Source organism: Streptomyces malachitofuscus (assembly GCF_055571035.1).
In genome coordinates this window covers 230,389-252,606 of record NZ_JBVIGA010000009.1, presented here as the reverse complement: position 1 = coordinate 252,606, position 22,218 = coordinate 230,389, and the positions used below count along the sequence as shown (strand labels likewise).

At 72.6% G+C, this 22,218-nt stretch carries 25 protein-coding genes; 11 read left to right on the top strand and 14 right to left on the bottom strand.

Features of this window, described 5'->3' with window-relative positions; all coding sequences use genetic code 11:
- Positions 1-64: 64 nt before the first annotated feature.
- The 7 genes from ACZ44S_RS16035 to ACZ44S_RS16005 all read right to left on the bottom strand — a co-directional run bounded on the left by ACZ44S_RS16035 (position 65) and on the right by ACZ44S_RS16005 (position 5,791).
- Positions 65-1,147, bottom strand: a complete 1,083-nt coding sequence (locus ACZ44S_RS16035; RefSeq protein WP_466929147.1) for an ABC transporter ATP-binding protein — start codon at positions 1,145-1,147, stop codon at positions 65-67.
- A 4-nt stretch (positions 1,148-1,151) separates the two neighbouring features.
- A complete protein-coding gene (locus ACZ44S_RS16030; protein WP_466929145.1) occupies positions 1,152-1,979 on the bottom strand; it encodes an ABC transporter permease in 828 nt (275 codons plus the stop codon).
- Positions 1,976-2,782: a molybdate ABC transporter substrate-binding protein gene (gene modA, locus ACZ44S_RS16025; protein ID WP_466929142.1), complete on the bottom strand. Its 807-nt coding sequence runs from the start codon at positions 2,780-2,782 to the stop codon at positions 1,976-1,978. Before modA ends, ACZ44S_RS16030 begins: the two co-directional genes overlap by 4 nt.
- Positions 2,783-2,948: 166 nt before the next feature.
- Positions 2,949-3,344: a TOBE domain-containing protein gene (locus tag ACZ44S_RS16020; RefSeq protein WP_466929139.1), complete on the bottom strand. Its 396-nt coding sequence runs from the start codon at positions 3,342-3,344 to the stop codon at positions 2,949-2,951.
- Between the two features lie 62 nt (positions 3,345-3,406).
- The gene (locus ACZ44S_RS16015) at positions 3,407-4,438 is read right to left on the bottom strand and encodes a LacI family DNA-binding transcriptional regulator (protein WP_466929137.1); all 1,032 of its coding nucleotides are present in this window, start codon (positions 4,436-4,438) and stop codon (positions 3,407-3,409) included.
- 236 nt (positions 4,439-4,674) lie between these two features.
- Entirely contained in the window at positions 4,675-4,875 is a 201-nt protein-coding gene (locus ACZ44S_RS16010) for a DUF5999 family protein (protein WP_466929135.1), read from the bottom strand.
- Between the two features lie 331 nt (positions 4,876-5,206).
- Entirely contained in the window at positions 5,207-5,791 is a 585-nt protein-coding gene (locus ACZ44S_RS16005) for a hypothetical protein (RefSeq protein WP_466929132.1), read from the bottom strand.
- A 560-nt stretch (positions 5,792-6,351) separates the two neighbouring features.
- Here ACZ44S_RS16005 and ACZ44S_RS16000 point away from each other — a divergent pair.
- Together ACZ44S_RS16000 and ACZ44S_RS15995 are read left to right on the top strand one after the other, a co-directional pair.
- Positions 6,352-7,869 (top strand): glutamate-cysteine ligase family protein, encoded by a 1,518-nt coding sequence (locus ACZ44S_RS16000; protein WP_466929130.1) that lies wholly within the window; start codon positions 6,352-6,354, stop codon positions 7,867-7,869.
- Between the two features lie 79 nt (positions 7,870-7,948).
- Positions 7,949-8,749, top strand: coding sequence for a CPBP family intramembrane glutamic endopeptidase (locus ACZ44S_RS15995; RefSeq protein ID WP_466929127.1), 801 nt, complete (start codon positions 7,949-7,951; stop codon positions 8,747-8,749).
- Positions 8,750-8,804: 55 nt separating this feature from the next.
- Here ACZ44S_RS15995 and ACZ44S_RS15990 read toward each other — a convergent pair whose 3' ends face one another.
- Positions 8,805-9,614 (bottom strand): PhzF family phenazine biosynthesis protein, encoded by an 810-nt coding sequence (locus ACZ44S_RS15990; RefSeq protein WP_466929125.1) that lies wholly within the window; start codon positions 9,612-9,614, stop codon positions 8,805-8,807.
- A gap of 163 nt (positions 9,615-9,777) precedes the next feature.
- Between ACZ44S_RS15990 and ACZ44S_RS15985 the strand changes: the two genes are divergently transcribed.
- From ACZ44S_RS15985 to ACZ44S_RS15970, 4 genes are all read left to right on the top strand, one after another.
- A complete protein-coding gene (locus ACZ44S_RS15985) occupies positions 9,778-10,410 on the top strand; it encodes a PadR family transcriptional regulator (protein WP_466929122.1) in 633 nt (210 codons plus the stop codon).
- Positions 10,411-10,609: 199 nt separating this feature from the next.
- A complete protein-coding gene (locus ACZ44S_RS15980; RefSeq protein ID WP_466929120.1) occupies positions 10,610-11,143 on the top strand; it encodes a Clp protease N-terminal domain-containing protein in 534 nt (177 codons plus the stop codon).
- A 46-nt stretch (positions 11,144-11,189) separates the two neighbouring features.
- Positions 11,190-12,191, top strand: a complete 1,002-nt coding sequence (locus ACZ44S_RS15975; protein ID WP_466929118.1) for an EamA family transporter — start codon at positions 11,190-11,192, stop codon at positions 12,189-12,191.
- Between the two features lie 225 nt (positions 12,192-12,416).
- A complete protein-coding gene (locus tag ACZ44S_RS15970) occupies positions 12,417-13,373 on the top strand; it encodes a DMT family transporter (RefSeq protein WP_466929115.1) in 957 nt (318 codons plus the stop codon).
- 39 nt (positions 13,374-13,412) lie between these two features.
- On the opposite strand, the gene ACZ44S_RS15965 is transcribed toward ACZ44S_RS15970, so the two are convergent.
- Positions 13,413-14,045 carry an FMN-binding negative transcriptional regulator gene (locus ACZ44S_RS15965; protein WP_466929112.1) on the bottom strand — a complete coding sequence of 211 codons (633 nt, stop codon included), beginning with the start codon at positions 14,043-14,045 and terminating at the stop codon, positions 13,413-13,415.
- A complete protein-coding gene (locus ACZ44S_RS15960; RefSeq protein ID WP_466929110.1) occupies positions 14,045-14,728 on the bottom strand; it encodes a pyridoxamine 5'-phosphate oxidase family protein in 684 nt (227 codons plus the stop codon). Before ACZ44S_RS15960 ends, ACZ44S_RS15965 begins: the two co-directional genes overlap by 1 nt.
- 35 nt (positions 14,729-14,763) lie before the next feature.
- Here ACZ44S_RS15960 and ACZ44S_RS15955 point away from each other — a divergent pair, with 35 nt between their 5' ends.
- Positions 14,764-16,104 carry an aminotransferase class I/II-fold pyridoxal phosphate-dependent enzyme gene (locus ACZ44S_RS15955; protein WP_466929107.1) on the top strand — a complete coding sequence of 447 codons (1,341 nt, stop codon included), beginning with the start codon at positions 14,764-14,766 and terminating at the stop codon, positions 16,102-16,104.
- 162 nt (positions 16,105-16,266) lie between these two features.
- On the opposite strand, the gene ACZ44S_RS15950 is transcribed toward ACZ44S_RS15955, so the two are convergent.
- The gene (locus ACZ44S_RS15950) at positions 16,267-17,211 is read right to left on the bottom strand and encodes a DMT family transporter (RefSeq protein ID WP_466929105.1); all 945 of its coding nucleotides are present in this window, start codon (positions 17,209-17,211) and stop codon (positions 16,267-16,269) included.
- Between the two features lie 75 nt (positions 17,212-17,286).
- On the opposite strand from ACZ44S_RS15950, the gene ACZ44S_RS15945 reads away from it, so the two are divergent.
- On the top strand, positions 17,287-18,201 hold the full coding sequence (locus ACZ44S_RS15945; RefSeq protein WP_466929103.1) for a LysR family transcriptional regulator: 915 nt from the start codon (positions 17,287-17,289) through the stop codon (positions 18,199-18,201).
- A 29-nt stretch (positions 18,202-18,230) separates the two neighbouring features.
- On the opposite strand, the gene ACZ44S_RS15940 is transcribed toward ACZ44S_RS15945, so the two are convergent.
- Both ACZ44S_RS15940 and ACZ44S_RS15935 read right to left on the bottom strand, forming a co-directional pair.
- Positions 18,231-18,701 (bottom strand): pyridoxamine 5'-phosphate oxidase family protein, encoded by a 471-nt coding sequence (locus tag ACZ44S_RS15940; RefSeq protein WP_190163705.1) that lies wholly within the window; start codon positions 18,699-18,701, stop codon positions 18,231-18,233.
- A gap of 38 nt (positions 18,702-18,739) precedes the next feature.
- Positions 18,740-19,246 (bottom strand): Rieske (2Fe-2S) protein, encoded by a 507-nt coding sequence (locus ACZ44S_RS15935; RefSeq protein WP_466929100.1) that lies wholly within the window; start codon positions 19,244-19,246, stop codon positions 18,740-18,742.
- Positions 19,247-19,446: 200 nt separating this feature from the next.
- Between ACZ44S_RS15935 and ACZ44S_RS15930 the strand changes: the two genes are divergently transcribed.
- Entirely contained in the window at positions 19,447-20,211 is a 765-nt protein-coding gene (locus ACZ44S_RS15930; RefSeq protein WP_466929098.1) for a HipA family kinase, read from the top strand.
- Positions 20,208-20,591 carry a DUF3037 domain-containing protein gene (locus tag ACZ44S_RS15925; RefSeq protein WP_466929096.1) on the top strand — a complete coding sequence of 128 codons (384 nt, stop codon included), beginning with the start codon at positions 20,208-20,210 and terminating at the stop codon, positions 20,589-20,591. Before ACZ44S_RS15930 ends, ACZ44S_RS15925 begins: the two co-directional genes overlap by 4 nt.
- Before the next feature lie 25 nt (positions 20,592-20,616).
- Here the strand turns inward: ACZ44S_RS15925 and ACZ44S_RS15920 are convergent, their stop codons facing one another.
- The gene (locus ACZ44S_RS15920; protein ID WP_466929093.1) at positions 20,617-21,156 is read right to left on the bottom strand and encodes an excalibur calcium-binding protein; all 540 of its coding nucleotides are present in this window, start codon (positions 21,154-21,156) and stop codon (positions 20,617-20,619) included.
- 291 nt (positions 21,157-21,447) lie between these two features.
- Here ACZ44S_RS15920 and fabG point away from each other — a divergent pair, with 291 nt between their 5' ends.
- A complete protein-coding gene (gene fabG / locus ACZ44S_RS15915; RefSeq protein ID WP_466929091.1) occupies positions 21,448-22,209 on the top strand; it encodes a 3-oxoacyl-ACP reductase FabG in 762 nt (253 codons plus the stop codon).
- Positions 22,210-22,218 lie beyond the last annotated feature (9 nt).

The following is a 22,218-nucleotide window of genomic DNA, read 5'->3' as shown; positions in this document are numbered from 1 at the left end:
GCGCCGAAGGGCCCCGCTCCACGCCGGAGCGGGGCCCTTCGGCATGTGCGGCCGCGGGGGCCCGTCAGGCCGGATACGCGTGTGTCTGTGTGGCCTTGACCGCCGCCCAGACGGGTGCGCCCGGATGCAGATCGAGTTCGGCCGCGGCGACCGTGGTGAGGTCGGCGGCCAGGGAGAGTTCCCCGGTGAGCTCCGCGCGGATCTGGTCCCCGTGGCTCTCCAGCCCGGCGACCGCGCAGTGCCACAGGTTGCGGGCGCTGGACCCGGTGGGCCGTTCCCGGTGGAGCGTCACCGCGCCGGGCGGGAACGCCACGAACGCCGGCCCGGAGAGGTCCTCGGTGGTGCTGACGGCCGGGCCCGCGTCGAGCCGTACGGTGTGGCCGGCGGCCTGCCCGCGGTACAGGTTGAGGCCGACCAGCTGGGCGATGTACTCGGTGCGCGGGTGACGGGCGATGTCGGACGGAGTGCCCTCCTGCACGATCCGGCCCCGCTCCACGACGACCAGACGGTCGGCCAGCACCATGGCGTCCAGCGGGTCGTGCGTGACCAGGACCGCGACGGCCTCGAAGGCGGCCAGATGACGGCGCAACTGTGCGCGCACCTCCAGCCTGGTGCGGGCGTCCAGAGCGGCGAGCGGTTCGTCCAGGAGCAGCAGCCGGGGGTGGGTGGCCAGGGCGCGGGCGAGCGCCACGCGCTGGGCCTGTCCGCCGGAGAGGTGCCGCGGCTTGGTACCGGCCTGCTCCGCCAGCCCCATGCGGTCCAGCCACTCGGCGGCACCGGCCCGCGCCTCCCTCTTGCGGGCGCCCCTGCAGCGCGGTCCGAAGGCCACGTTGTCCAGGGCGGTCAGATGCGGGAAGAGCAGGTAGTCCTGGAAGACGACGCCCACCGGACGTGACTCCGGCGCCGTCCGGTGCAGGTCGGTGCCGTCGAGCCGCAGGTGACCCGCGGCCAGGGGAGCGAGGCCCGCCAGGGCGCGCAGGGCCGTCGTCTTGCCGGCGCCGTTCGGGCCCAGCAGGGCGACGACGTCGCCGGGCGCGGCGGTCAGCGCCATGTCGAGGCGGAAGGAGCCGCGCTCCACGACGAGCCGCGCGTCCAGCCCGGCGGCGGGCACGGGTCCGGAGTGCGCGGTCTCGGGATGCTTCGGCATGGTCTCAGACGGCCCTCATCCAGCGGTCCCGCAGCCCGGCCAGTACGGCGACGGACACCGCCAGCAGGACCAGGCTGAGCGCGATCGCGGCGGCCGGGTCGTTCTGCAGGGCGAGGTAGACCGCCAGCGGCATGGTCTGGGTGCGGCCGGGGAAGTTCCCGGCGAAGGTGATCGTGGCGCCGAACTCGCCGAGGGCGCGGGCCCAGGCGAGGACCGCACCGGCCGCGATGCCGGGGGCGACCAGCGGCAGCGTGACCCGGCGGAAGGCGGTGAAGCGGGAGGCGCCCAGCGTGGCGGCCGCCTCCTCGAAGCGCGGGTCGGCGGCCCGTAGCGTGCCCTCGACGCTGATGACGAGGAAGGGCATCGCCACGAACGTCTCGGCGAGGACGACGCCCGTGGTGGTGAACGGCAGGGTGATGCCGAACCAGGCGTCGAGCCACTGGCCGACGACGCCGTTGCGGCCCAGCGCGAGCAGCAGGGCGACGCCGCCCACCACCGGAGGCAGGACGAGCGGAAGTGTCACCAGGGCGCGGACCAGGCCCCGGCCGGGGAAGTCGGTGCGGGCCAGCAGCCAGGCCAGCGGGACGCCGACGACCAGGCTCAGCGCGGTCGCCGTCGTGGCGCACAGCAGCGACAGGCGCAGCGCCTCCCACACCTCCGGGCTGGTCAGCTGCTCCGGGAGGCTGCGCCAGGGGGCGCGCAGGAGCAGGGCGAGCAGAGGCACCAGGAGGAACGCCAGGCCGAGCAGGGCGGGCAGGAGGAGGGCGAGAGGGACACCGTGGCCGGGGGCGCGGTCACGGGGCTTCCGGGCAGCTTCCCGGCGCGTGCTCATGGCGCGAGGAACCCGGCCGCGCCCAGCACCTTCCGGCCCTCCGGAGACGTCACCAGTGTCACGAACGCCTTCGCGGCCTCGGGGTTGGGCGCGTCGTCGAGCCGGGCGATGGGATAGTCGTTGACGGCCTCGGCGGACTCCGGGAACTCCACGCCCTCCACCTTGTCACCGGCGGCCTGCACATCCGTGCGGTACACGACGGCGGCGTCCGCCTCCTTCAGCCGGACCTTCGTCAGGGCGCTCTTGACGTCCTGCTCATAGGAAGCGGGGGACAGCTTGACGCCGCCGGCCGTGAGTGCGGTCCGCGCGGCGGCGCCGCAGGGGACCGTCGTGTCGCACAGCACGACCTTCAGGCCGGGAGCGGTCAGGTCCCGGAGGGAGTCGATGCCGTGCGGGTTGCCCGGCGCGGTGGCGATCTCCAGTCGGTTGCGGACGAACGTGCTCGGGCTGCCGGCCGTGAGTCCCCGGTCCGCGGCGCGCTTCATCGTCCTGGTGTCGGCCGCCGCGAACACGTCGGCCGGAGCGCCGTTGGCGATGCCCGCCGCGAGGGTGTCGCTGCCGCTGAAGTTGAAGGTGACCCGGGTGCCGGGGTGCTCCTTCTCGAACCGCTCGCCGAGCTCTGTGAAGCTCTCCTTCAGCGAGGCGGCCGCGAACACCGTGACCGTGCCGCTCACGCCTTCTCCGCCCGTCCCGGAGACGGAGTCCGAGCCGGACGCGGAGCAGGCGCCCAGCGCGAGGACGGCGCCGGCCCCGAGCGCACCGATCCGGTGGGACCGGCGTGTCCAGTGAGCGGATCGGGTCATCTCGGAGCACTCCCTCGGCGGCTGGGCGAAGGGGTCCCGCGGAACTCCTTCCGACACGCCGATCATACCGGCGCATGTGCCAGGTAGAAGCCCTCTGTCTCATCGCATGAGCAAGGTAAAGGGGTGAGTGAGCTCGCATGTGCGTTCCGGCAGGCGTGCTCCTCGTTCAGGTGCGGTCGATATGGACGTTTGTCGACTTCACCCGCGCGGTGGCCTCCGTGCCGACTTCGAGACCCAGTTCCTCCACGGCCTCGCGGGTGAGCAGGGAGACGAGACGGTGCGGCCCGGCCTGGATCTCGACCTGGGCGGCGACATCGCCGAGCTTGATCGCCGTGACGATGCCCGGAAAGGCGTTGCGTGCGGAGGTGTACGGGGTCTCCTCCTCGGCGCTGGCCGCCTTGGCGAGTTCCACGGAGAAGGCGGCCAGGTCCCGCCCGTCGATGAGGCGCCGTCCGCCGTCGTCGCGATGGGTGACGATGCGGCCCGCGTCGGCCCAGCGGCGGGCGGTGTCCGGGCTCACTCCGAGCAGCCTCGCTGCCTGGCCGATCGTGTAGGACTGCATGCCGCTCACCCTAGGCCGCGGGGCGGGGGCCGCGAGGCCCGGGGCGACGTGGCCCTGACCGGTCAGCCCCGGTCGGCGGGCGCCGCCGTACTGGACCGGACGACGAGCTCCGTACCCAGTTCCACGCGGGGCGAGTCCGGCTGTTCGCCATGGCTGAGGCGGAGCACCGTGCGGACGGCGAGTCCGCCCATGTCGGAGAGGGGCTGGCGGACCGTGGTCAGCGGCGGGGCCGACCAGCGCACCTCCGGGAGGTCGTCGAAGCCGACCACGCTCATGTCCTCCGGGACCCTCAGCCCCCGTCCGCGCAGGGCCTCGACGGCTCCCAGAGCCATCTGGTCGCTGGCCGCGAACACCGCACTCGGCGGCTCCGGCAGGTCCAGCAGGGCGTTGCAGCCGGCGAAGCCGGCCTCCGGGCGGAAGTCGCCGGGGACGATCAGCGACGGGTCGGGCGTGATACCGGCGCCTTCGAGCGCCGCCCGGTAGCCGTCGAGCCGCGCCCGTGCGCAGAGCAGGCGCGTCGGCCCGGCGATCAGCCCGATCCTGCGGTGGCCGAGGGCCAGCAGGTGTTCGGTGGCGGCCATGCCTCCCGACCAGTTCGCGGCGCCGATGGTCGGCACGTCCGCGGCGGGGGAGCCGGCCGGGTCGACGACGACCAGCGGGACGCCCAGGATCCGCAACTCCTCGTGCAGGGTGTTCATCGCGGAGGTCACCAGGATGACGCCGTCGGACGCGCGCGCCCGCAGGTTGCGTGTCCACTCCCGGGCGTTGCCCGAACGGCCGCGGATCGCCGACACCACCGTGCCCGCCCCGGCCGCGTGGGCGGCCTCCTCGACTCCTCGGATGATCTCCACGGCCCAAGGGCTGCCGAGGTCGTTGAAGACCAGGTCGAGCAGGACCGCGCGGGAGGCGGAAGAACTGGGGCGCTTGCGGTAGCCGTGGCGGCGCAGCAGGTCCTCGACCCGGGCGCGGGTCCGCGGGGAGACGTCGGAGCGGCCGTTGACGACACGGGAGACGGTCGGTACCGAGACGCCGGCCTGCCGGGCGATCTCCGTGATCGTGACTCTGCCCTCGGCGTCGGCCTCTTGTGCTGCCACGTGCCCTCCCCTGTGACGGAAACCCGTGAAACTTCCAGGAGTCTTCCGGAAAGAGGGCTCCCGTGGGAAGGCATTCAGGGAGGATGATCGCGGAGAGCGCGCGCGGGTCACCCCGCTCCGCGTGCGGGACTACGGTGAGTGATCACCTCCGGACATGCGTCGGGGCCGGTTCGCAGGAAATCCTGCGGGCCGGCCCCTGTTCCTCCCGGGCGGTCCCCGTTCCCGCCCGGTCGTGCTCAGGCGGTGGTGAGGCTGACATCCCGGGGGCGCTGCGGGGCGATGATCCTGCCGTCGGGCAGGAGCTCACCGGTGTCCTCGAAGAGCACGACACCGTTGCACAGCAGGCTCCAGCCCTGCTCCGGGTGGTGCGCCACGAGACGGGCGGATTCCCGGTCGGCGGAGTCGGCTGAGGGGCACGGTGGCTGGTGCTGGCACATGGGTGGGATCTCTCGCTCGGTGGTGACCTGTGAGTCGGCTGTTGATTCAGTTCCGCGGCGTGAAGCTTCGTTCATGACCGCCCCCCGTTGTGATAAGTCGGTCGGAAACCAGTGTTGCCCCACGGACGACGATCCGCAGGGATTTCGCGGCACCGCTCCTCACAGGTTGATGACGCATCACCCACGCGGACGGTTCATCTCAACTGCACTGTCACTTCGGGTGGTTCGCTGTGGCCGGAAAGGGCTAGTCCCTGTGTGCGGCCCGCCGCCCCGGCATGGGTGTACCCCGCTGTCCGGCCTCCCGGGCAGCGGGGTACACGGTCGAGCGACGTCAGGCGGGTGAGCCGAGCAGCCGGGTCGGGGTCGCCCGGTGCGTCAGCACCGGAAGCAGCTCGGTGACCCGGTGCGGACGGTGGGCCGCGATGCCGGGCGGTGCCGGGGCGAGCGGGACGAGCAGATCGGTGGGGGCGGGGTCGCCGCCCGCGCCGTCCGCCGTGGGATCGCTGTGCAGCCAGAGGGTCAGCATGTAGAGGCCGGGCACCGACAGCAGCCGCGGCTGGTAGGGCTGGGGCAGGGCCTCGGCCTGGCGCAGCGCCAGCTCGGTGGACGTGATGTAGGGACCTTCGAAGAAGCGGGAGAAGGCCCATCCGTCGGCGGTGAGCACGGTGTCCGCGGCGGCCACCGCACGGTCGCCGGTGCGGATCAGGAAACGCCACCCGGCCAGCCGTGTCGCGGTCCCGCCGTCGGCGGTGACCTGGTCCAGGACGTGCACGGGAAGGGGGAGCTCGGGTGAGGCGGGTCCCTGGGCACCGAGCAGCGAGGGAGTTCGTGCCTCGCTGACCGCGGTCGGTGAGGAGAGCGCGGTCAGGACGGAACGCAGTGCGGGCGCGGGAGCCGGGGGGACATGCAGCGGCATGGTGGGTCGCCTCTCATTCGAAGGCACGGTGGCGCGAGGGCGGGGCGTGGCGGGGCGGACGGCGCTGTCAGCTCGCGAAGGTCAGAGAGGTGGGGACCGGGGTCCGAACGCGGGAGACGGGGCCGTGGACTGCCGCACGCCTTCTCCCGGCTGGATCGCTCGACCGTGGGCGCCAACCTTCTGCCTTGTGGGCGAAGTTTATACGACGCGTGTTCGGACTATGTTTCGTCTAACCGTTTTCGGCCGGGAGAACAAGGGTACTTCTGGCCGGTGAAACGCGAAAATCATCCCGATTCCGGGCAGGGTGTACGCCGATGACCTCGAATAATGGCTGCCGAGCGGTCGGCCAATTCTCGTCGGCGTTTTTCACGAGCTTGTAACCGCCGCGCTACGGGCGTCCGGGCCATGCCTAGGGAATGTGCCACAGGTCACCATGGAGAGAGTAGCGGCCGACGGGCCGGTCCGGGACGTTATCGATCGCATCCGCGGGGCATCCTCCCTTGTGAACCGGGACCCCGGCGGCCGTTCTTCGGTCCGCCCATCCGAGGAGGGACGCTTCGATGGGGGAGAAGGTCGTGGCAGGTCAGTTCGACCTGTCCGATCGCCAGCGCTACCGCGAGAAGCTCCGCAGGTGTCTGACGGGTCTGGAGCGACTGCTGGCGGAGAAGCGGTTCGACCGTCCCAAGAACCTCATGGGGCTGGAGATCGAATTGAATCTCGCGGGCGCCGACGGCATGCCGAAAATGTTGAATGCGCAAGTCCTTGAACGGATCGCCAGCCGGGACTTCCAGACGGAACTCGCGATGTTCAATCTGGAAGTGAACATCGCTCCCCATCGATTGGGCGGGCGGGTATTCGACCGGCTCGACGAGGAACTGCGGACCTCGCTCGCATATGCCGACCGAAAGGCCGGTGAGCTCGACGCGGGCATCATGATGATCGGCATCCTGCCGACGCTGGACCGGGACGATCTGGTCTCCTCGAACCTTTCCGACGTGGACCGCTACGCATTGCTCAACGATCAGATCGTGGCCGCGCGCGGAGAGGACTTCACCCTCGACATCGACGGTGTGGAGCGGCTCACCTGCACCTCCAAGTCCATCGCCCCCGAGGCCGCCTGCACCTCGGTGCAGCTGCACCTCCAGGTCACCCCGGAGCGCTTCGCGAGCGTGTGGAACGCGGCCCAGGCCGTGGCCGCCGCGCAGATCGCCGTCGGCGCCAACTCGCCGTTCCTGTTCGGCCGGGAACTGTGGCGCGAGTCCCGGCCCCCGCTGTTCCAGCAGTCCACCGACACCCGCCCGCCCGAACTGCAGACCCAGGGCGTGCGGCCGCGCACCTGGTTCGGGGAGCGGTGGGTGACCTCGGCGTTCGACCTCTTCGAGGAGAATCTGCGCTACTACCCGGCCCTGCTGCCCATCTGCGACGACGAGGACCCGCTCGAGGTGCTGGACCGGGGTGGCGTCCCCTCGCTCGCCGAACTGGTCCTGCACAACGGCACCGTCTACCGCTGGAACCGTCCCGTCTACGGCATCGCCGACGGCGTGCCCCACCTGCGTGTGGAGAACCGTGTGCTGCCCGCCGGGCCCACCATCACGGACGTCATCGCCAACGCGGCCTTCTACTACGGAGTGGTCCGCGCCCTCGCCGAGGACAGCCGGCCGGTGTGGACCCGGCTGCCCTTCGAGGCCGCCGCCGGCAACTTCGACGCCGCCTGCAAATACGGCATCGACGCCCGCCTCAGCTGGCCGCGGCGCGGTCGCCTGGGCGGTCTGGGCGAGGTGGACGCGGTCACCCTCGTACGGGACGAACTGCTGCCGCTCGCCGAGGCCGGGCTGGACGCGTGGGGGATCGAGCCCGCCGACCGCGACCTGTACCTCGGGGTGATCGAGGAGCGGTGCCGGCGGCGGGTCAACGGGGCCACGTGGCAGGCCGCGACCTTCCACCGCGCCCTGGACATGGGACTCGGCCGGGAGGCCGCCCTGGCCGCCACCACCCGCCGCTACCGCGAGCTGACGCAACAGGGGGATCCCGTGCACACCTGGCCGGTGGGCCTGCCGGAACCGGTGCCCACCGCCTGACCCGCGGAGCGGCCCCCCGGCCGGGCCCACAGCCGCTGCCCTCATACTGATCTGACCGATCGGCGATGTGGAGGCAGGTGTGCAGGCGGAGGCGGGCCCGGGGGCCGATTCCCTTCCCGAGCGGAGACTGTCGCGGACGACGCTGCGCAACGAGACGCTGCTGGTGCTCGCGCTGTCGCTCGGCGCGAGCGGAGTGTCCGCGCTGATCAGCTTTGTCGGCTCGGTCACCGAACCGGGCGGACTGAAGGACCAGGCGGCCACCCTCAACGCCTCGGCCGCGCCGGGCCGCCCCTGGCTGGACCTGGCCTGGCAGCTCTTCGGGATCGCCACGGCGCTCGTGCCGGTCGCGCTGGTCGCGCACTTCCTGCTGCGTGAGGGCGTCGGGCTGCGGGTCCTCGGTTTCGACCGGACCCGCCCCTGGTTCGACCTCGGCCGCGGAGCGGCGGTGGCCGCGGTCATCGGCAGCAGCGGCATCGCCTTCTACCTTGCCGCCCGAGGCCTGGGCTTCAACCTCACCGTGGTGCCGGAGGCGCTGCCCGAAGTGTGGTGGAAGTACCCCGTGCTGATCCTTTCGGCGCTGCAGAACTCCATCCTCGAAGAGGTCATCGTCGTCGGCTACCTGCTGCGCCGGCTCAACCAGTTGGGGTGGACACCGGGCGCCGCGATGGCCGGCAGTGCGGTGCTGCGCGGTTCGTACCACCTCTACCAGGGCATCGGCGGCTTCATCGGGAACATGGTCATGGGCGTGGTGTTCGTGTACCTCTACCGGCGCTGGGGCCGCGTCGGACCGCTGGTGGTCGCGCACACGCTGCTCGACATCGGCGCGTTCGTGGGATACGCGCTGCTGGCCGGCAAGGTGGACTGGCTGCCGACGGCGTGAACTGGCGGCGAAGGGGCGTACGGCCATTGTCGTACGCCCCTTCGCCGTGCCGGGGTCAGACGAGCAGATCGCCCTCGATGACCGTCACGGCCCGTCCGCCGAGCAGCGTGCGCTCGCCGCGTACCTCCGTGCGGACACGGCCGGTACGCGGTGAGGCCTGGAGTCCGGTGAGGGCACTGCGGCCGAGACGCTCGGACCAGTAGGGGGCCAGCGCGGTGTGCGCGCTGCCGGTGACCGGGTCCTCGTCGATGCCGACGTTGGGGAAGAAGCAGCGGGAGACGAAGTCGTACCCGAGGGCGGGGTTCTCGGCGCGGGCGGTCGCGATGACACCGCGCCGGGAGTGGGCGGCCAGGGCCTTGAGGTCGGGCCGCAGCCGGTGCACCGTCCGCTCGTCGGCGACCTCGACCAGCAGGTCCCCGATGTTCGGGCCGGTGTCGAACGCCGTACGGGGCTCGGCCCCCAGCGCCTCGGCGACGCCCGCCGGGATGTCGACCGCGGTGAGCGGAGCGGTGGGGAAGTCCAGGGTGACGGCGCCGTCGTCGCCGGGCGTGGCGATGAGAACGCCGCTGTGAGTGGCGAACCGGACCGGTCCCTGGTGGGCGCCGGTGCTGTGCAGGACGTGCGCGGTGGCCAGCGTCGCGTGGCCGCACATCGCGACCTCGGTGGCGGGGGTGAACCAGCGCAGCGCCCAGTCGGCCTCGCCGCCGCCGGGGAGCGGGTGGGCGAAGGCCGTCTCGGCGTGGTTGACCTCCAAGGCGATGCTCTGCAGCCGGCCGTCGTCCGGGAAGGCGTCGAGGAGCAGCACTCCGGCGGGGTTGCCGGCGAAGGGCCGGTCGGTGAAGGCGTCGACGATTCGAATCCGCATGGCCCGACGTTACGGGCCGCGGGAAGCCGCAGGCCAAGGCCAATCGGCGACGGCTGGACCGGTTGCCGCGGGCCCTTGGGTCGCCGAAACCGTTGCCGTAAGTACGTTCCCGATATATCGTTGAAGCATCGCGACAGATCAACGATGGAATGGAGTGGTTGCGATGCGTACCCATGGACACGAGCACGGACACGGTCACGGGGGCCCGCGGGGAGGTCGGGGCGACTTCGAGAGGCTGCGCGCGGCCTTCGGTCCCTTCGGCCCGGGGGGCCCGGGCGGTCCCGGCGGCCCCTTCGGCCCCGGCTTCGGGCATGGCGGCCCGTGGGGCGGGCGAGGGCGCGGCGGACCCAGGGGAAGGGCACGGCGCGGTGACGTGCGGGCCTCGATCCTCGCCCTGCTGAAGGACCGCCCCATGCACGGCTACGAGATGATCCAGGAGATCGCCGAGCGCAGCGGCGGGGCGTGGAAGCCCAGCCCCGGTTCGGTGTACCCGACCCTTCAGCTGTTGGAGGACGAGGGGCTGATCATCAGCGAGTCGGAGGGCGGCAAGAAGCTGTTCTCCCTCACCGAAGCCGGTCGCACGGCGGCCGGGGAAGGCCCCGAGGCTCCCTGGGAGGAGGCCTCGCGCGGGGTCGACTGGGAGGCGCTGAGCGAGATCCGGCAGGCCGGCTTCGGCCTGATGGAGGCCTTCGGCCAGGTGTGGAAGACCGGCAGCAAGGAGCAGCGCGAGAAGGCCCTCGCCGTCATCAACGAGGCGCGCAAGAAGCTGTACCTGATCCTCGCCGACGAGGACTGACGAGGGCTGACGAGCACCTCCGGCGGGAACCGCACGAGACGAGGGGCGTGACGCAAACCGGCGCGCGCCCTTCGGCGTAAAACGCCCTGATCTCCTTCGCAAGGAGGAGATTCCGGCCCGGGCGTCCACTTCCCGTGGGACGCCAAGATGCTTCCCGCCGGGGATGTCCCGGTGGCGGGGGACTGATGGGGTGGGGGATGTGCAACCCCGTATCCCCCGGCAGCAGGCCCACGAGCTCCAGGAGCAGGGCGTCCACCGCGCCGACAGCGATGCCAGGCTCAGTGCCGAGCTGGCAGCCGTGGTCGCCGGTGCCCGTCGCAGGGCCGTCCGGGACGGGGACGGTCAGATCGACACCGCCCATCTGCTGCACTCGCTCCTCGAGTCCGACGCCGAGGTGAGGTCGCTCCTCGGCGAAGGGCCGCGCGTCGCGCGGCTGCTCGGCTACCTGGTCCAGCGGAGCATCGGCTACGGCCTGCGCTGGCAGGGCGCCGTGGAGGACTCGGGAAGCGTCCCGGTGGTGACGGAGGCGGCGGGCTTCTCCCCGCTTGCCGCGGGCTGCATGGAGTACGCCCATGCGCGCGCCGCCCGCGACGGCGAAGGGCCGGCGCGCGGAGCGGATCTGCTCGCCGCGCTGGTCGCGGACCCGCAGGCGCGCGCCGCCGAGGTGCTCGAACGCGCCGGAATCGACCCTCGCGCACTGTTCACCCGGCTCGAGGCGCCGTCCAGTCGGTGAGACAGGTGCCATAGGGGGTGACGCTCCTGTCGGCGCCTGTCATCATGTGCCGGTGCCTACCACTGTCACTACCCGGAACCACGGTGGAAGGGGCGTCGGACTCGGTCTCGCGCTGCTGTCCGCCGTGGCCTTCGGGGGATCCGGTGTCGCCGCCAAGCCGCTGATCGAGGCGGGCCTCGACCCGCTCCACGTCGTATGGCTGCGCGTCGCGGGCGCGGCGCTCGTCGTGCTGCCGCTGGCGGTGCGCCACCGGGGGCTGCTGCGCCGCAGGCCGGGGCTGCTCGCCGGATTCGGGCTGCTCGCCGTGGCCGGCGTCCAGGCCTGCTATTTCGCCGCCATCTCCCGTATCCCCGTCGGCGTCGCGCTGCTGGTCGAATATCTGGCGCCCGCGCTCGTGCTCGGCTGGGTGCGGTTCGTGCAGCGGCGGCCGGTCACCCGCGCCGCCGCGGCCGGCGTGGTCCTGGCGGTGGGCGGCCTCGCCTGTGTCGTGGAGGTGTGGTCCGGCCTCGGGTTCGACGTCCTGGGGCTGCTGCTCGCCCTCGGTGCCGCCTGCTGCCAGGTCGGCTACTTCGTCCTGTCCGACCAGGGCAGCGACGCCGCCGAGGCCCCTGATCCGCTCGGTGTGATCGCCTACGGGCTGCTGATCGGCGCCGCCGTCCTGACCGTCGTCGCCCGGCCCTGGTCCATGGACTGGTCCGTGCTCACCGGCAGCGCGGAGATGGACGGAACGCCGGTCGCCGCCTTCGTGCTGCTGGGGTGGATCGTGCTCGTCGCCACGGTGGCCGCGTACGTCACCGGGGTGGTCTCGGTGCGCCGGCTCTCGCCGCAGGTGGCGGGTGTCGTGGCCTGTCTGGAGGCGGTCATCGCCACCGTGCTGGCCTGGGTCCTGCTCGGTGAGCACCTCTCCGCACCGCAGATCGCGGGCGGCGCGGTGGTCCTCGCGGGTGCCTTCATCGCCCAGTCCTCGGCCCCGGCGAAGGGTTCCGGGAAACCGGTGGCCGGTGGCGGGCCGGAACGTGAGTTGTCCACGCCCGGAACGACGGCATAAGGTGCTGATCATGCATGCGCGCGCGCTCGTTCTTCCGCCTCCGGCCGCCTGAGGCGGGCCCTCCGGTACATCCGCCCGGCCGGTCGCCGGGCGTAACGGTGCTGCCCGCAGACGAAGTCCGCGGATCCCGCTCTTCCGGTCCCGACCGGCACTGATCCGGGATCCCTTCCCGAACTTCCGCACCCGCGCCGATGCGCGTGGTGCGTGTATCTGCGGAGAGAACACGTGTCGAACGCCGTCTCCGGCCTGCCCGTCGGGCGAGGCCTCCTCTATCTGATCGTCGCCGGTGCCGCCTGGGGCACCGCGGGCGCGGCCGCGTCGCTGGTCTACCGGACCAGCGACATGGGCCCCGTCACCCTGTCCTTCTGGCGCTGCGCCGTCGGCCTGGTGCTGCTGCTCGCCGTCCGGCCGCTGTCCCGTCGCTCGCGGCCCGCCGTCCCCGAGCCGACGGGCCGCAGGGCGCTGCGGGCCGGAGCCACCGGGGTCGGGCTCGCGATCTTCCAGACCGCCTATTTCGCGGCCGTCTCCGCCACGGGCCTGGCCGTGGCCACCGTGGTCACCCTCGGCGCCGGACCCGTGCTGATCGCGCTCGGCGCCCGGCTGACCATGGGGGAGCGACTGGGACGTGGCGGACTGGCCGCCGTCGCGGGTGCGCTCGCCGGGCTCGTCGTGCTCGTCCTGGGCGGCGGGGAGACGACCGTGGACGCGTGGGGCGTCGTGCTCGCCCTGGTGTCCGCCGCCGGATACTCGGCCATGACCCTGCTCACCCGCTGGTGGGGACGCGACGGCGACACGGACTCCTCCGGCACGACCGTGGGGGCGTTCGCCGTCACCAGTCTGGTGCTGCTGCCCTTCGCCGCGATCGAGGGGCTGATGCCGCACACCGACGCCCCCGGCACGCTGCTGTGGCTGCTGGCGTACGTCGCCTCCGTACCGACGGCGCTCGCGTACGGCCTCTACTTCGCCGGCGCCGCCGTCGTCCGGTCGGCCACCGTGTCCGTGATCATGTTGCTGGAACCGGTGAGCGCGGCGGTGCTCGCGGTCGCCCTGCTCGGTGAGCGGCTCACGACGGGCACCCTGGCCGGCACCCTGCTGATGCTGGGCTCGGTCGCGGGGCTCGCGCTGGGCGAGGCGCGGGACGCGCGGTCCCGCAGGAGTGAGCCGGAGGCCGTACCCGTCTGACCGGGCAAGGGCCCTTCCCGCCGGAGGGGCCCTCGCGGATCAGACCGCTCGCCGGCGCAGGACGTGCGCGCGTGCCTGCGCGTCACGCGCGCCGTCCCGCTCCGCCAGCCCGGACGCGATCCGGTCGCGGACCGCCTCCGAACGCTTGCCCGCGTACTTGAACTTCGCGCGGACGCCTGTCACTTCGAGCCGCAGACCGCGGATCCCGGACAGCAGTCCCCCGTACGGGGCCTCGCCCGCCGCCGCCCGCGCGGAGCCGCCCTCCGGCTGGAAGTGGCCCGTCTGCCGGTTCAGGAGCGCGGCCTTCTTGGCCGGATCGTCCACGACGTGGGCACGGCACCGCAGCTGAACGGCGGCGTAGAGGCTCGTCGGGACGCCGTGCTCGGGCGGGGTGCCGGGCTCGGCCTGCCAGGGGCCGGGCACGTAGACGTAGTCGTCGACCACGCTCAGCACGACCTCCGGGCGCGCCTCGAGGACGGGCCAGATCGGGTTCGGCCGCGCCAGGTGGGTGACCGCCTCGCCGCGCACGGCGTCGTACGCGAAGTGCAGCGGCTGGACGTACGGCGGTTCGCCGGGCGGACCGTTGACCGCGAGCCGGCCGAAGTCGTGCGTGGCCGGCCACCGCTGCCACTCGTCGTCGTCGCGGGGCGCGTCCCAGGGGTGGATCAGCATCACAGGGCCGCCAGGTAGCCGGGCGGCTCGGTGCCGGGGGCCAGCCCGGGGTCGGCGAGCGGGGTGTCGTAGCCCTTGCGCAGCGGAACGACTCCGGCCCAGTGGGGCAGGGCCAGGTCCTCCGGCTCGTCGTTGACGCCGCCGGTGCGGAGCTTGGCGGAGACCTCGTTCAGGTCGAGGCGGATGACCGCGGTCGCGGCCAGTTCCTTCTTGTTGGCCGGGCGGGAGTCGGCGGCGCGGCCCGGTACGACATGGTCGACCAGCGCGTCGAGCGCCCGCCGCTTCTCCTCGGGGTCGGTCACGTCGTAGGCCAGGCCGTGCACCACCACGGAGCGGTAGTTGATCGAGTGGTGGAACGCCGAGCGGGCCAGCACCAGCCCGTCGACGTGGGTGACGGTCAGACACACCGCAAGCCCCGGGTCGGCCAGACCCGCCGCCCGCAGCGGCCGCGACCCGGTCGAGCCGTGGACGTAGAGGACCTCGCCGACCCGGCCGTACAGCGTGGGCAGGACCACTGGCGCTCCGTCCCGGACGAAACCGAGATGGCAGACGTAACCCTCGTCGAGTATGGCGTGCACCAACTCCTTGTCGTACGCGGCCCGGTCGGGGGAGCGGGTGGGGACGGTGCGCTCGGTGGGCGGGTAGGTGGCGGCGGGCCGCTGCTGCGGCGGGGTCCCCTGCATGGCGCTCTCCATTGCACTAGTGCATAATTGGCTTTGTGCTAGGAGAGTATCGGATCAGTGGGCGGCGCGCAGCGGAGATCTCCGCGAGCATCGAGCGGGCGGTCGGGGACGGCGCGCTGCAGCCGGGGGAGCTCCTTCCTCCGCTACGGGAGCTGGCCGAACGGCTCGGGGTGAATCCGAACACCGTCGCCGCCGCCTACCGGACCCTGCGGGAGCGCGGGGTCATCGAGACCGCGGGCCGGCGGGGGAGCCGGGTGCGGCCCAAGCCGGCCACGACCGTGCGGGATCTCATCCGGGTGGAAGTGCCGCCGGGCGTGCGGAACCTGTCCGAGGGCAACCCGGATCCGGCGCTGCTGCCCGCTCTCGCCGGGGCCTTCGCCGCGGCGGCCGCCCAGGGCGACCGCGAGCCGGTGCTCTACGGGCAGGCGCCCGTGGAGCCCGAGCTGGCGCGTCTGGCCCGGGCGGGACTGGACGCCGACGGCGTACCCGACGGCCCCGTCGCCGTCACCTCGGGTGCGCTGGACGCGCTGGAGCGGGTGCTCATGGCTCACCTCAAACCCGGGGACGCCGTCGCGGTGGAGGACCCCGGGTGGGGGAGTCTGCTGGACCTGGTCCCGGCGCTCGGGCTGCGGACCGTCCCCGTCGGCGTCGACGACGAGGGCCCGCTGCCCGACGACGTGCGCCGGGCGCTGGCGGGCGGTGCGCGGGCGCTGATCGTCACCGACCGCGCGCAGAATCCGACGGGGGCCGCACTGAGCGCCGCACGCGCCCGTGAGCTGCGGTCGGTGCTCGCCGGGCACCCGGAGACGCTGCTGATCGAGGACGATCACGGGCACCACATCGTGAACCTCCCGCTCCACCCCTTGGCCGGGGTCACCCGGAGCTGGGCCTTCGTCCGCTCGGCGGCCAAGGCGTACGGCCCCGATCTGCGGCTCGCGGTGCTCACGGGGGATCCGGTCACGCTCGACCGGGTGCGGGGACGGCAGCGGCTCGGGCCGGGCTGGGTGAGCCGGATCGTGCAGCGGGCGGTGGCGCGGCTGTGGAGCGAGGGGGCGGTGGATCCGGCGGCGGTGGCAGCGCGGTACGGGCGGCGGCGTGAGGCGTTGATCTCGGCGCTGGCGGGGCGTGGGATCGCGGCGCGCGGGGTGAGCGGGATGAACGTGTGGGTGCCGGTGCCGGATGAGACAGGGGTGGTGGCGCGGTTGCTGCATGCGGGGTGGGCGGTGGCGCCGGGGGCGCGGTTTCGGATGCGGGCGGCGCCGGGGATTCGGGTGACGGTGTCGGGGCTGGGGGAGGACGAGGTGGGGGTGGTGGCGGAGGCGATCGCGGCGGCGGTCGGGGGGGCGGACGGGGAGCCCATGCGGACGTATGTCTGAGGCCGTGCCTGTTGGCTTCCGGGGCGGGGGTGGTGCGCAGCCCGGCGATTGCGGGGGGACCTTCATCGCCCTGGGGGGACCTCCCAGGCCCCCTCAAAGGCACTGGAGGGCACAATCGCCCCCCCCCGTTGTGCCGGCACGCGATGACCCGCAGTTGCGGTGCTACGGCTGCTTCGGTCGCACCTGGGTCAGTGCTGCGCCGGCCAGTACGATCGCTGCGCCCACCGGTGTGGACCAGGTCAGGGTTTCGCCGAGGAGTGCGATGCCGGCCGCGGCGGCGATCACCGGGACGAAGTAGGTGACCATCTGTCCGGTCGTCGGACCGACCTCGGCGACCAGGCCGTACTGGATGAGCACGGCGAGGCCCGTGCCGAGCGTGCCCAGTGCGGCGATCGCCAGCAGCGGCCCCACGGCGAACGAGGTCGGCAGGGAGGTGAACAGCGGGGTCACCACGGCCAGTTGGACGGTGGCGAGCAGCAGCTGACCCCCGGTCAGGGACAGGTTCGAGTGGCTGCTGCCCGCCAGGGTGCGACGGACGTAGATCCAGCCGACGGGGTAGCTCAGCGAGGCCAGCAGGGCCAGCGCGGTGCCCCGGGCGTCCAGGCCCTGGAAGCCCTGCCAGGCGCCCAACACGGTCAGCACCCCCAGGAAGCCCAGGCCGAGCCCCGCCACCCGCACCCGGGTCGGCCGGTCCTCGGACAGGGCCACCAGGGACAGCGCCATCCCCCACAGCGGCGACGTGGCGTTGCAGATGCCGGCCAGGGTGGACGGGATGGTCAGTTCCGCGAAGGCGAACAGCGAGAAGGGCAGGGCGTTCAGCAGGAACCCGGCGACCGCCAGATGACCCCAGGTGCGGGCACCGCGCGGCAACCGCTCCCGACGTACCGCCATCGCGACGGCGAGGACGGCGGTCCCGAAGGCCAGCCGTCCGAAGGTGACCTGGAACGGGGCGTAGCCCTGGGTGCCGACCTTGATGAGAAGGAAGCTGAATCCCCAGATCAGGGACAGGGCGCCGAAACGCAGCCGCCAGTCCAGACGGGGGCGGGGGCTGTCCTGGGCGGTACCGGCCGGGCCCGGTGCGGTGGTGGTCGCGGTGACGCTGCTCATGGACGCAACGATGCTGGACGCTCATCTCGTAGCACAATCGAGATTTCGAAAGCGGTATCTCGTAGCATCACTTACATGTTGAACCTGGAGCGCCTGCGCACCCTGGACGCGTTCGCACGGCACGGCTCGGTCACCGGCGCCGCCGAGGGCCTGCACATCACCACGTCGGCCGTCTCGCAGCAGATGGCCAAGCTGGAGCGCGAGGTCGGCCAGCAGCTGCTGGCCAAGAACGGGCGCGGCGTGCGGCTCACGGACGCGGGCCGGCTGCTGGCCGAACACGCCGCGCGGATCCTCTCCCAGGTCGAGCTCGCCCAGTCCGATCTGGAGGCGCAGCGCGGCCAGGTTGCCGGTGAGCTGCGCGTCTCGGCGTTCCCGACCGCCGCGCGCGGGCTGTTCCCGGTCGCGCTCGCGGATCTGCGCGCACGACATCCCGCGCTGCGCGTGCGCTCCCGCGAGCTCGAACCGGAGCAGGGCATCCGGGGCGTGGTCCGCGGGGACCTCGATCTCGCCGTCGTGCTCGACTGGTACAACAAGCCGATGCCACTGCCCGACGGTCTGGTCAAGGCGCTGCTGCTGGACGACCCGGCCGACGTGGCGATTCCGGCCGGCCACCCGCTGGCCGGCCGTGACGAGGTGGATCTCGCGGAGTTCGCCGAGGACGAGTGGATCACCTGGGGCGAGGGCGAGTTCTGCCACGAATGGCTCATGTTCACCCTGCGTTCGAAGGGCATCGAGCCGGTCGTCGGCCACCGCGCGGCCGAGAGCCATACCCAGCTCGGCCTGGTCGCGGCGGGGCTCGGCGTCTGCATCGCCCCCCTGCTCGGGCGTAACCCGCTGCCCGACGGGGTGGTGACCATTCCCTTGCGCCAGCGGGTGCGACGGCACGTCTTCGTGGTCTGGCGCGCGGACGCGGACCGCCGCCCGTCCATCCGCGCGGCGGTGAGCGCGCTGCGGACGGCCGGGGAGCGCGTAGGAGGGGTGAACGCGTAGCCAGGGGCCCGGGAGAGCGACGGGCGGCCTTACGGCAGCGTCGGCAGCTTCCTGAAGTCCCAGGAAACGATCTTCTCCGGCGTCAGACGCAGCCAGGCGTGCCGCCCGTCATGGGGCATCTCGTCCAGACCGAAGTTCTTGCGGGCGAACAGGGTCTCGGGCACGTCGAGCTCCGCGCGCAGCTCGCCCGTACGCGGAATCTCGCCCACGAACTCCACCCGCCCGGACAGCTCGGCACCGCGCAGCTCGTCGTACTCCTCACCCGTGTCGACCACGATCGCCACCCGGGGATCACGCCGCAGATCCGCCCAGCGCCTGCTGCGCACCACGGAGTACAGCCACAGCGAGGTCCCGTCCCAGGCGAACCAGAGCGTGCTGACGTGCGGCGTGCCGTCGGCGGACACCGTGGCGACCCGGCAGGTGCGCTGGACGGTCAGGAAATCGTCCAGCTCCCCGGGCGTCATCATGATTTTCCGGCCCCGGCGCTGCGTGGCGGTCATACGGCCCCTTCTTCTCTCATGTCGTGCATGGTGCCGCCTCAGGCGAGGGTGATCGAGTCCCCGCTGACGCTGATCTCCACCGCGGGCAGCGGTTTGGTCGCCGGGCCCCCCTTCACACTGCCGTCGGCGATGGAGAAGTTGCTGTTGTGGCAGGGGCAGTTGATGACCCCGTCGGCGACGCTCTTCACCGCGCACCCCTGGTGGGTGCAGGTGGCCGAGAACGCCTTGAACTCGCCCGCCGTCGGCTGGGTGACCACCACCTTGCGGTCGGCGAAGACCTTTCCGCCGCCCTCGGGGATGTCCGCGGTCGAGGCGAGCGGCTCGGCACCGGCGGCCGCATCGCCGCCGCCCGAGCCGCCGCCCGAGCCGCCGTCGGAGCCGCCGTCGGAGCCGGAGGAGCTGGAGCCGGAGTCGGCGGAGGAGCTCGACGCGTCGTCGTCGGAGCTCCCGCACGCGGTCAGCGCGACGGCGAGGCCCGCCGCTCCGGCCGCCGTCACGACGGTTCGACGGGCGGGTCCGGATGCAGGTCGAAGCGATGCGGTCATGCTGATGTGTCCCTTCGGGGAGAGCAGATGATCTGCGGAGAGGTACGGTCAGCGGGCCCACGCCGTTCAGGAGATGCCGAGAGCTTGGCGTGCCCGCGGTCGGAGGGGCGTAAATCGCAGCTGTCGTTTCGCTGTCGGGTGCGGTCCTTCCCCGCCCGGCCCGTCCCCGACGTGCGGTGGCACGCCAGTAGCCTGGGGCGATGCTCAAGGAAGTCATCGCGACCCGTTTCATCGCGCCCCTGCGCGAGGGCGGCTCGCTGCCCGGACTGATCGAGGCGGACGACCTGGGGACCTACGTCCTGAAGTTCACCGGCGCCGGGCAGGGCCGCAAGACGCTGGTCGCCGAGGTGGTCTGCGGGGAGCTGGCCCGTCGGCTGGGTCTGAGGGTGCCGCGGCTGGTCACCGTCGAACTCGACCCCGTGCTGGGGCTCGGGGAACCCGACCAGGAGGTGCAGCAGCTGCTCAAGTCCAGCGGCGGCACCAACCTCGGCATGGCCTTCCTCTCCGGCGCCCTCGGCTTCGATCCGCTCGCCTTCGAGGTGAGTCCCGAGGAGGCCGGACGGATCGTCTGGTTCGACGCGCTGGTGAACAACGTCGACCGCTCGTGGCGCAACCCCAATCTGCTCCGGCGGCGCGACGGTCTCTGGCTGATCGACCACGGCGCCACGATGATCTGGCATCACAACTGGCCCGGCGCCGCCGCCTCCGCCGCCCGCCCCTACGACGCCTCCGACCACGCCCTGAGGACCTTCGCCCCGGACGTCGCGGCCGCCGCCGCGGACCTCGCCCCGCTGGTCACCGAGGACCTGCTGGCCGCGGTCACCGCGGAGGTCCCCGACGTCTGGCTGGCAGGTGAGCAAGGCTTCGACACGCCCGGAGAACTCCGGCAGGCCTACGCGCGGCCACTGATCGCCCGCGCCGCCACCGTTCACCAGCGCATCCACGGCCTCGAGGGGGACCAGTGAGCGACCGGCACGTCTACGAGTACGCGCTGCTGAGGGTGGTACCGCGCATCGAGCGCGGCGAGTGCGTCAACGCCGGGGTGCTCGTGTACTGCCGCCCCAAGTCCTTCGTCGCGGCCCGTACCCACCTCGACGAGGCGCGGTTGCTGGCGCTCGATCCGGCGGCGGATCTGCCCGGCGTGCGGGCCGCGCTGCGCGCGGTCGAGGGAGTCTGCGCCGGCGGGGACGCGGCGGGACAGGCCGCGCGGGACGACGCCGGACGGCGCTTCCGCTGGCTGATCGCGCCCCGGTCCACCATCGTCCGGCCCGGTCCCGTGCACACCGGGCTCACCGCCGATCCGGCGGCGGAGGTGGAACGGCTGCTCGATCTGCTCGTGCGCTGACCGCAGGGCGTCCGCGCTCGGCCCGTCAGGAGCGGCGGCGCCTCACCAGGAGTCCGGCCGCGAGGACGGCGCCCGTCACGAACGTCGCGCCGATGCCCGTCTCCAGCCCGCTCGGCCCGGAGTCCGAGGCACCGCCCAGCCCGCCCTGCACACCGCGCGTGGGTGCGACGGAGGCGGGTGTCGCGGGCGCGGTGGTCGCGGGCGCGGTCGTGGCGGGCGCCGACCGTGTCGTCGGCGCGGACGTGGGAGTCGCGGTCCGGGTGGGCGAAGCGGTCGTCGACGACGGTGACGGTGACCGGGTGGGGGCGGGTGTGGACGGCGCGGGCCGGAACGTGGACGAGGTGAGGCCGCGTCGGGGAAGCGCCTCGCAGGCCAGACCGTCGTCCGGCCCCGGGTCCTCGTCGAGCCGGTGCGGATCGCTCCGGTCCAGGTCGAAGAAGGTCTGCGCGTCCTCCTGATAGGTGAAGTCGCTGCAGTCCAGGTCCTGGGCGTGAGCGGGGTCGGCCAACGGCACGATCGCGGCGAGCGCGATCAGCGTGCCTATGGCACCGGTGCGACGGCGCATGGAACGCCTCCTTTCCGGCCGCGGGTGGCTCGCGCTTCGACGCTAGGCGCCGCCGGTCGCGCGGTCGCGCAGCGCTGGGCCGATCGGGTGCCCGGCGCCGCCGGCCGCGACGGGCGTGCGTCCCCGCGCGCGGGAGGCCGCCGCGCGGGGAATGGATCACACACGCGCGGTGTGCCGTTGACACCGGGTGCCAGGGCTTCTAGCGTCACGTCTGCTGAAGGTACTAAGCGGTCGCTCACTCAACCGGGTCCGACCGCAGGAGCCGCATCCCAAGGGCGAGGAGAAGCAGCAATGTCCACCACTGAGCAGCGGGTCGCGGTCGTCACCGGCGCCGCGCGCGGCATCGGCGCCGCCACCGCCGTACGACTGGCCGCCGAAGGCCGCGCGGTCGCCGTGATCGACCTCGACGAGGCCGCCTGCAAGGACACCGTCGAGAAGATCACCGCCGCGGGCGGGAAGGCCCTCGCGGTCGGCTGCGACGTCTCCGACGAGACACAGGTCGAGGCGGCCGTCGCGCGGATCACCGAGGAGCTCGGCGCGCCCACGATCCTGGTCAACAACGCGGGCGTGCTGCGGGACAACCTGCTGTTCAAGATGAGCGTCTCCGACTGGGACACCGTCATGAACGTGCACCTGCGCGGCGCGTTCCTGATGTCGAAGGCCTGTCAGAAGCACATGGTGGACGCCGGCTTCGGCCGGATCGTCAACCTGTCGTCCTCCTCCGCCCTCGGCAACCGCGGCCAGGTCAACTACTCGGCCGCCAAGGCGGGTCTGCAGGGCTTCACCAAGACCCTTGCCAAGGAGCTCGGCAAGTTCGGCGTCACCGCCAACGCCGTCGCCCCGGGCTTCATCGCCACCGAGATGACCAAGGCCACCGCCGACCGTGTCGGCATGGGCTTCGAGGACTTCAAGGCCGCCGCCGCGACCCAGATCCCGGTCGCCCGTGTCGGCGAGCCCGAGGACATCGCCAACGCGATCGCCTTCTTCACCGGCGAGGCCGCCGGCTTCGTCTCCGGCCAGGTGCTGTACGTCGCCGGCGGACCGCTCGACTAGGAAGACCGG

Bases quoted from the DNA above. Each gene is read 5' to 3' on its own strand.
- ACZ44S_RS16035 (WP_466929147.1), bottom strand. From the start codon at position 1,147: ATGCCGAAGCATCCCGAGACCGCGCACTCCGGACCCGTGCCCGCCGCC.
- ACZ44S_RS16030 (WP_466929145.1), bottom strand. From the start codon at position 1,979: ATGAGCACGCGCCGGGAAGCTGCCCGGAAGCCCCGTGACCGCGCCCCC.
- modA (WP_466929142.1), bottom strand. From the start codon at position 2,782: ATGACCCGATCCGCTCACTGGACACGCCGGTCCCACCGGATCGGTGCG.
- ACZ44S_RS16020 (WP_466929139.1), bottom strand. From the start codon at position 3,344: ATGCAGTCCTACACGATCGGCCAGGCAGCGAGGCTGCTCGGAGTGAGC.
- ACZ44S_RS16010 (WP_466929135.1), bottom strand. From the start codon at position 4,875: ATGTGCCAGCACCAGCCACCGTGCCCCTCAGCCGACTCCGCCGACCGG.
- ACZ44S_RS16005 (WP_466929132.1), bottom strand. From the start codon at position 5,791: ATGCCGCTGCATGTCCCCCCGGCTCCCGCGCCCGCACTGCGTTCCGTC.
- ACZ44S_RS16000 (WP_466929130.1), top strand. From the start codon at position 6,352: ATGGGGGAGAAGGTCGTGGCAGGTCAGTTCGACCTGTCCGATCGCCAG.
- ACZ44S_RS15990 (WP_466929125.1), bottom strand. From the start codon at position 9,614: ATGCGGATTCGAATCGTCGACGCCTTCACCGACCGGCCCTTCGCCGGC.
- ACZ44S_RS15985 (WP_466929122.1), top strand. From the start codon at position 9,778: ATGCGTACCCATGGACACGAGCACGGACACGGTCACGGGGGCCCGCGG.
- ACZ44S_RS15965 (WP_466929112.1), bottom strand. From the start codon at position 14,045: ATGCTGATCCACCCCTGGGACGCGCCCCGCGACGACGACGAGTGGCAG.
- ACZ44S_RS15960 (WP_466929110.1), bottom strand. From the start codon at position 14,728: ATGCAGGGGACCCCGCCGCAGCAGCGGCCCGCCGCCACCTACCCGCCC.
- ACZ44S_RS15950 (WP_466929105.1), bottom strand. From the start codon at position 17,211: ATGAGCAGCGTCACCGCGACCACCACCGCACCGGGCCCGGCCGGTACC.
- ACZ44S_RS15945 (WP_466929103.1), top strand. From the start codon at position 17,287: ATGTTGAACCTGGAGCGCCTGCGCACCCTGGACGCGTTCGCACGGCAC.
- ACZ44S_RS15940 (WP_190163705.1), bottom strand. From the start codon at position 18,701: ATGACCGCCACGCAGCGCCGGGGCCGGAAAATCATGATGACGCCCGGG.
- ACZ44S_RS15935 (WP_466929100.1), bottom strand. From the start codon at position 19,246: ATGACCGCATCGCTTCGACCTGCATCCGGACCCGCCCGTCGAACCGTC.
- ACZ44S_RS15930 (WP_466929098.1), top strand. From the start codon at position 19,447: ATGCTCAAGGAAGTCATCGCGACCCGTTTCATCGCGCCCCTGCGCGAG.
- ACZ44S_RS15920 (WP_466929093.1), bottom strand. From the start codon at position 21,156: ATGCGCCGTCGCACCGGTGCCATAGGCACGCTGATCGCGCTCGCCGCG.
- fabG (WP_466929091.1), top strand. From the start codon at position 21,448: ATGTCCACCACTGAGCAGCGGGTCGCGGTCGTCACCGGCGCCGCGCGC.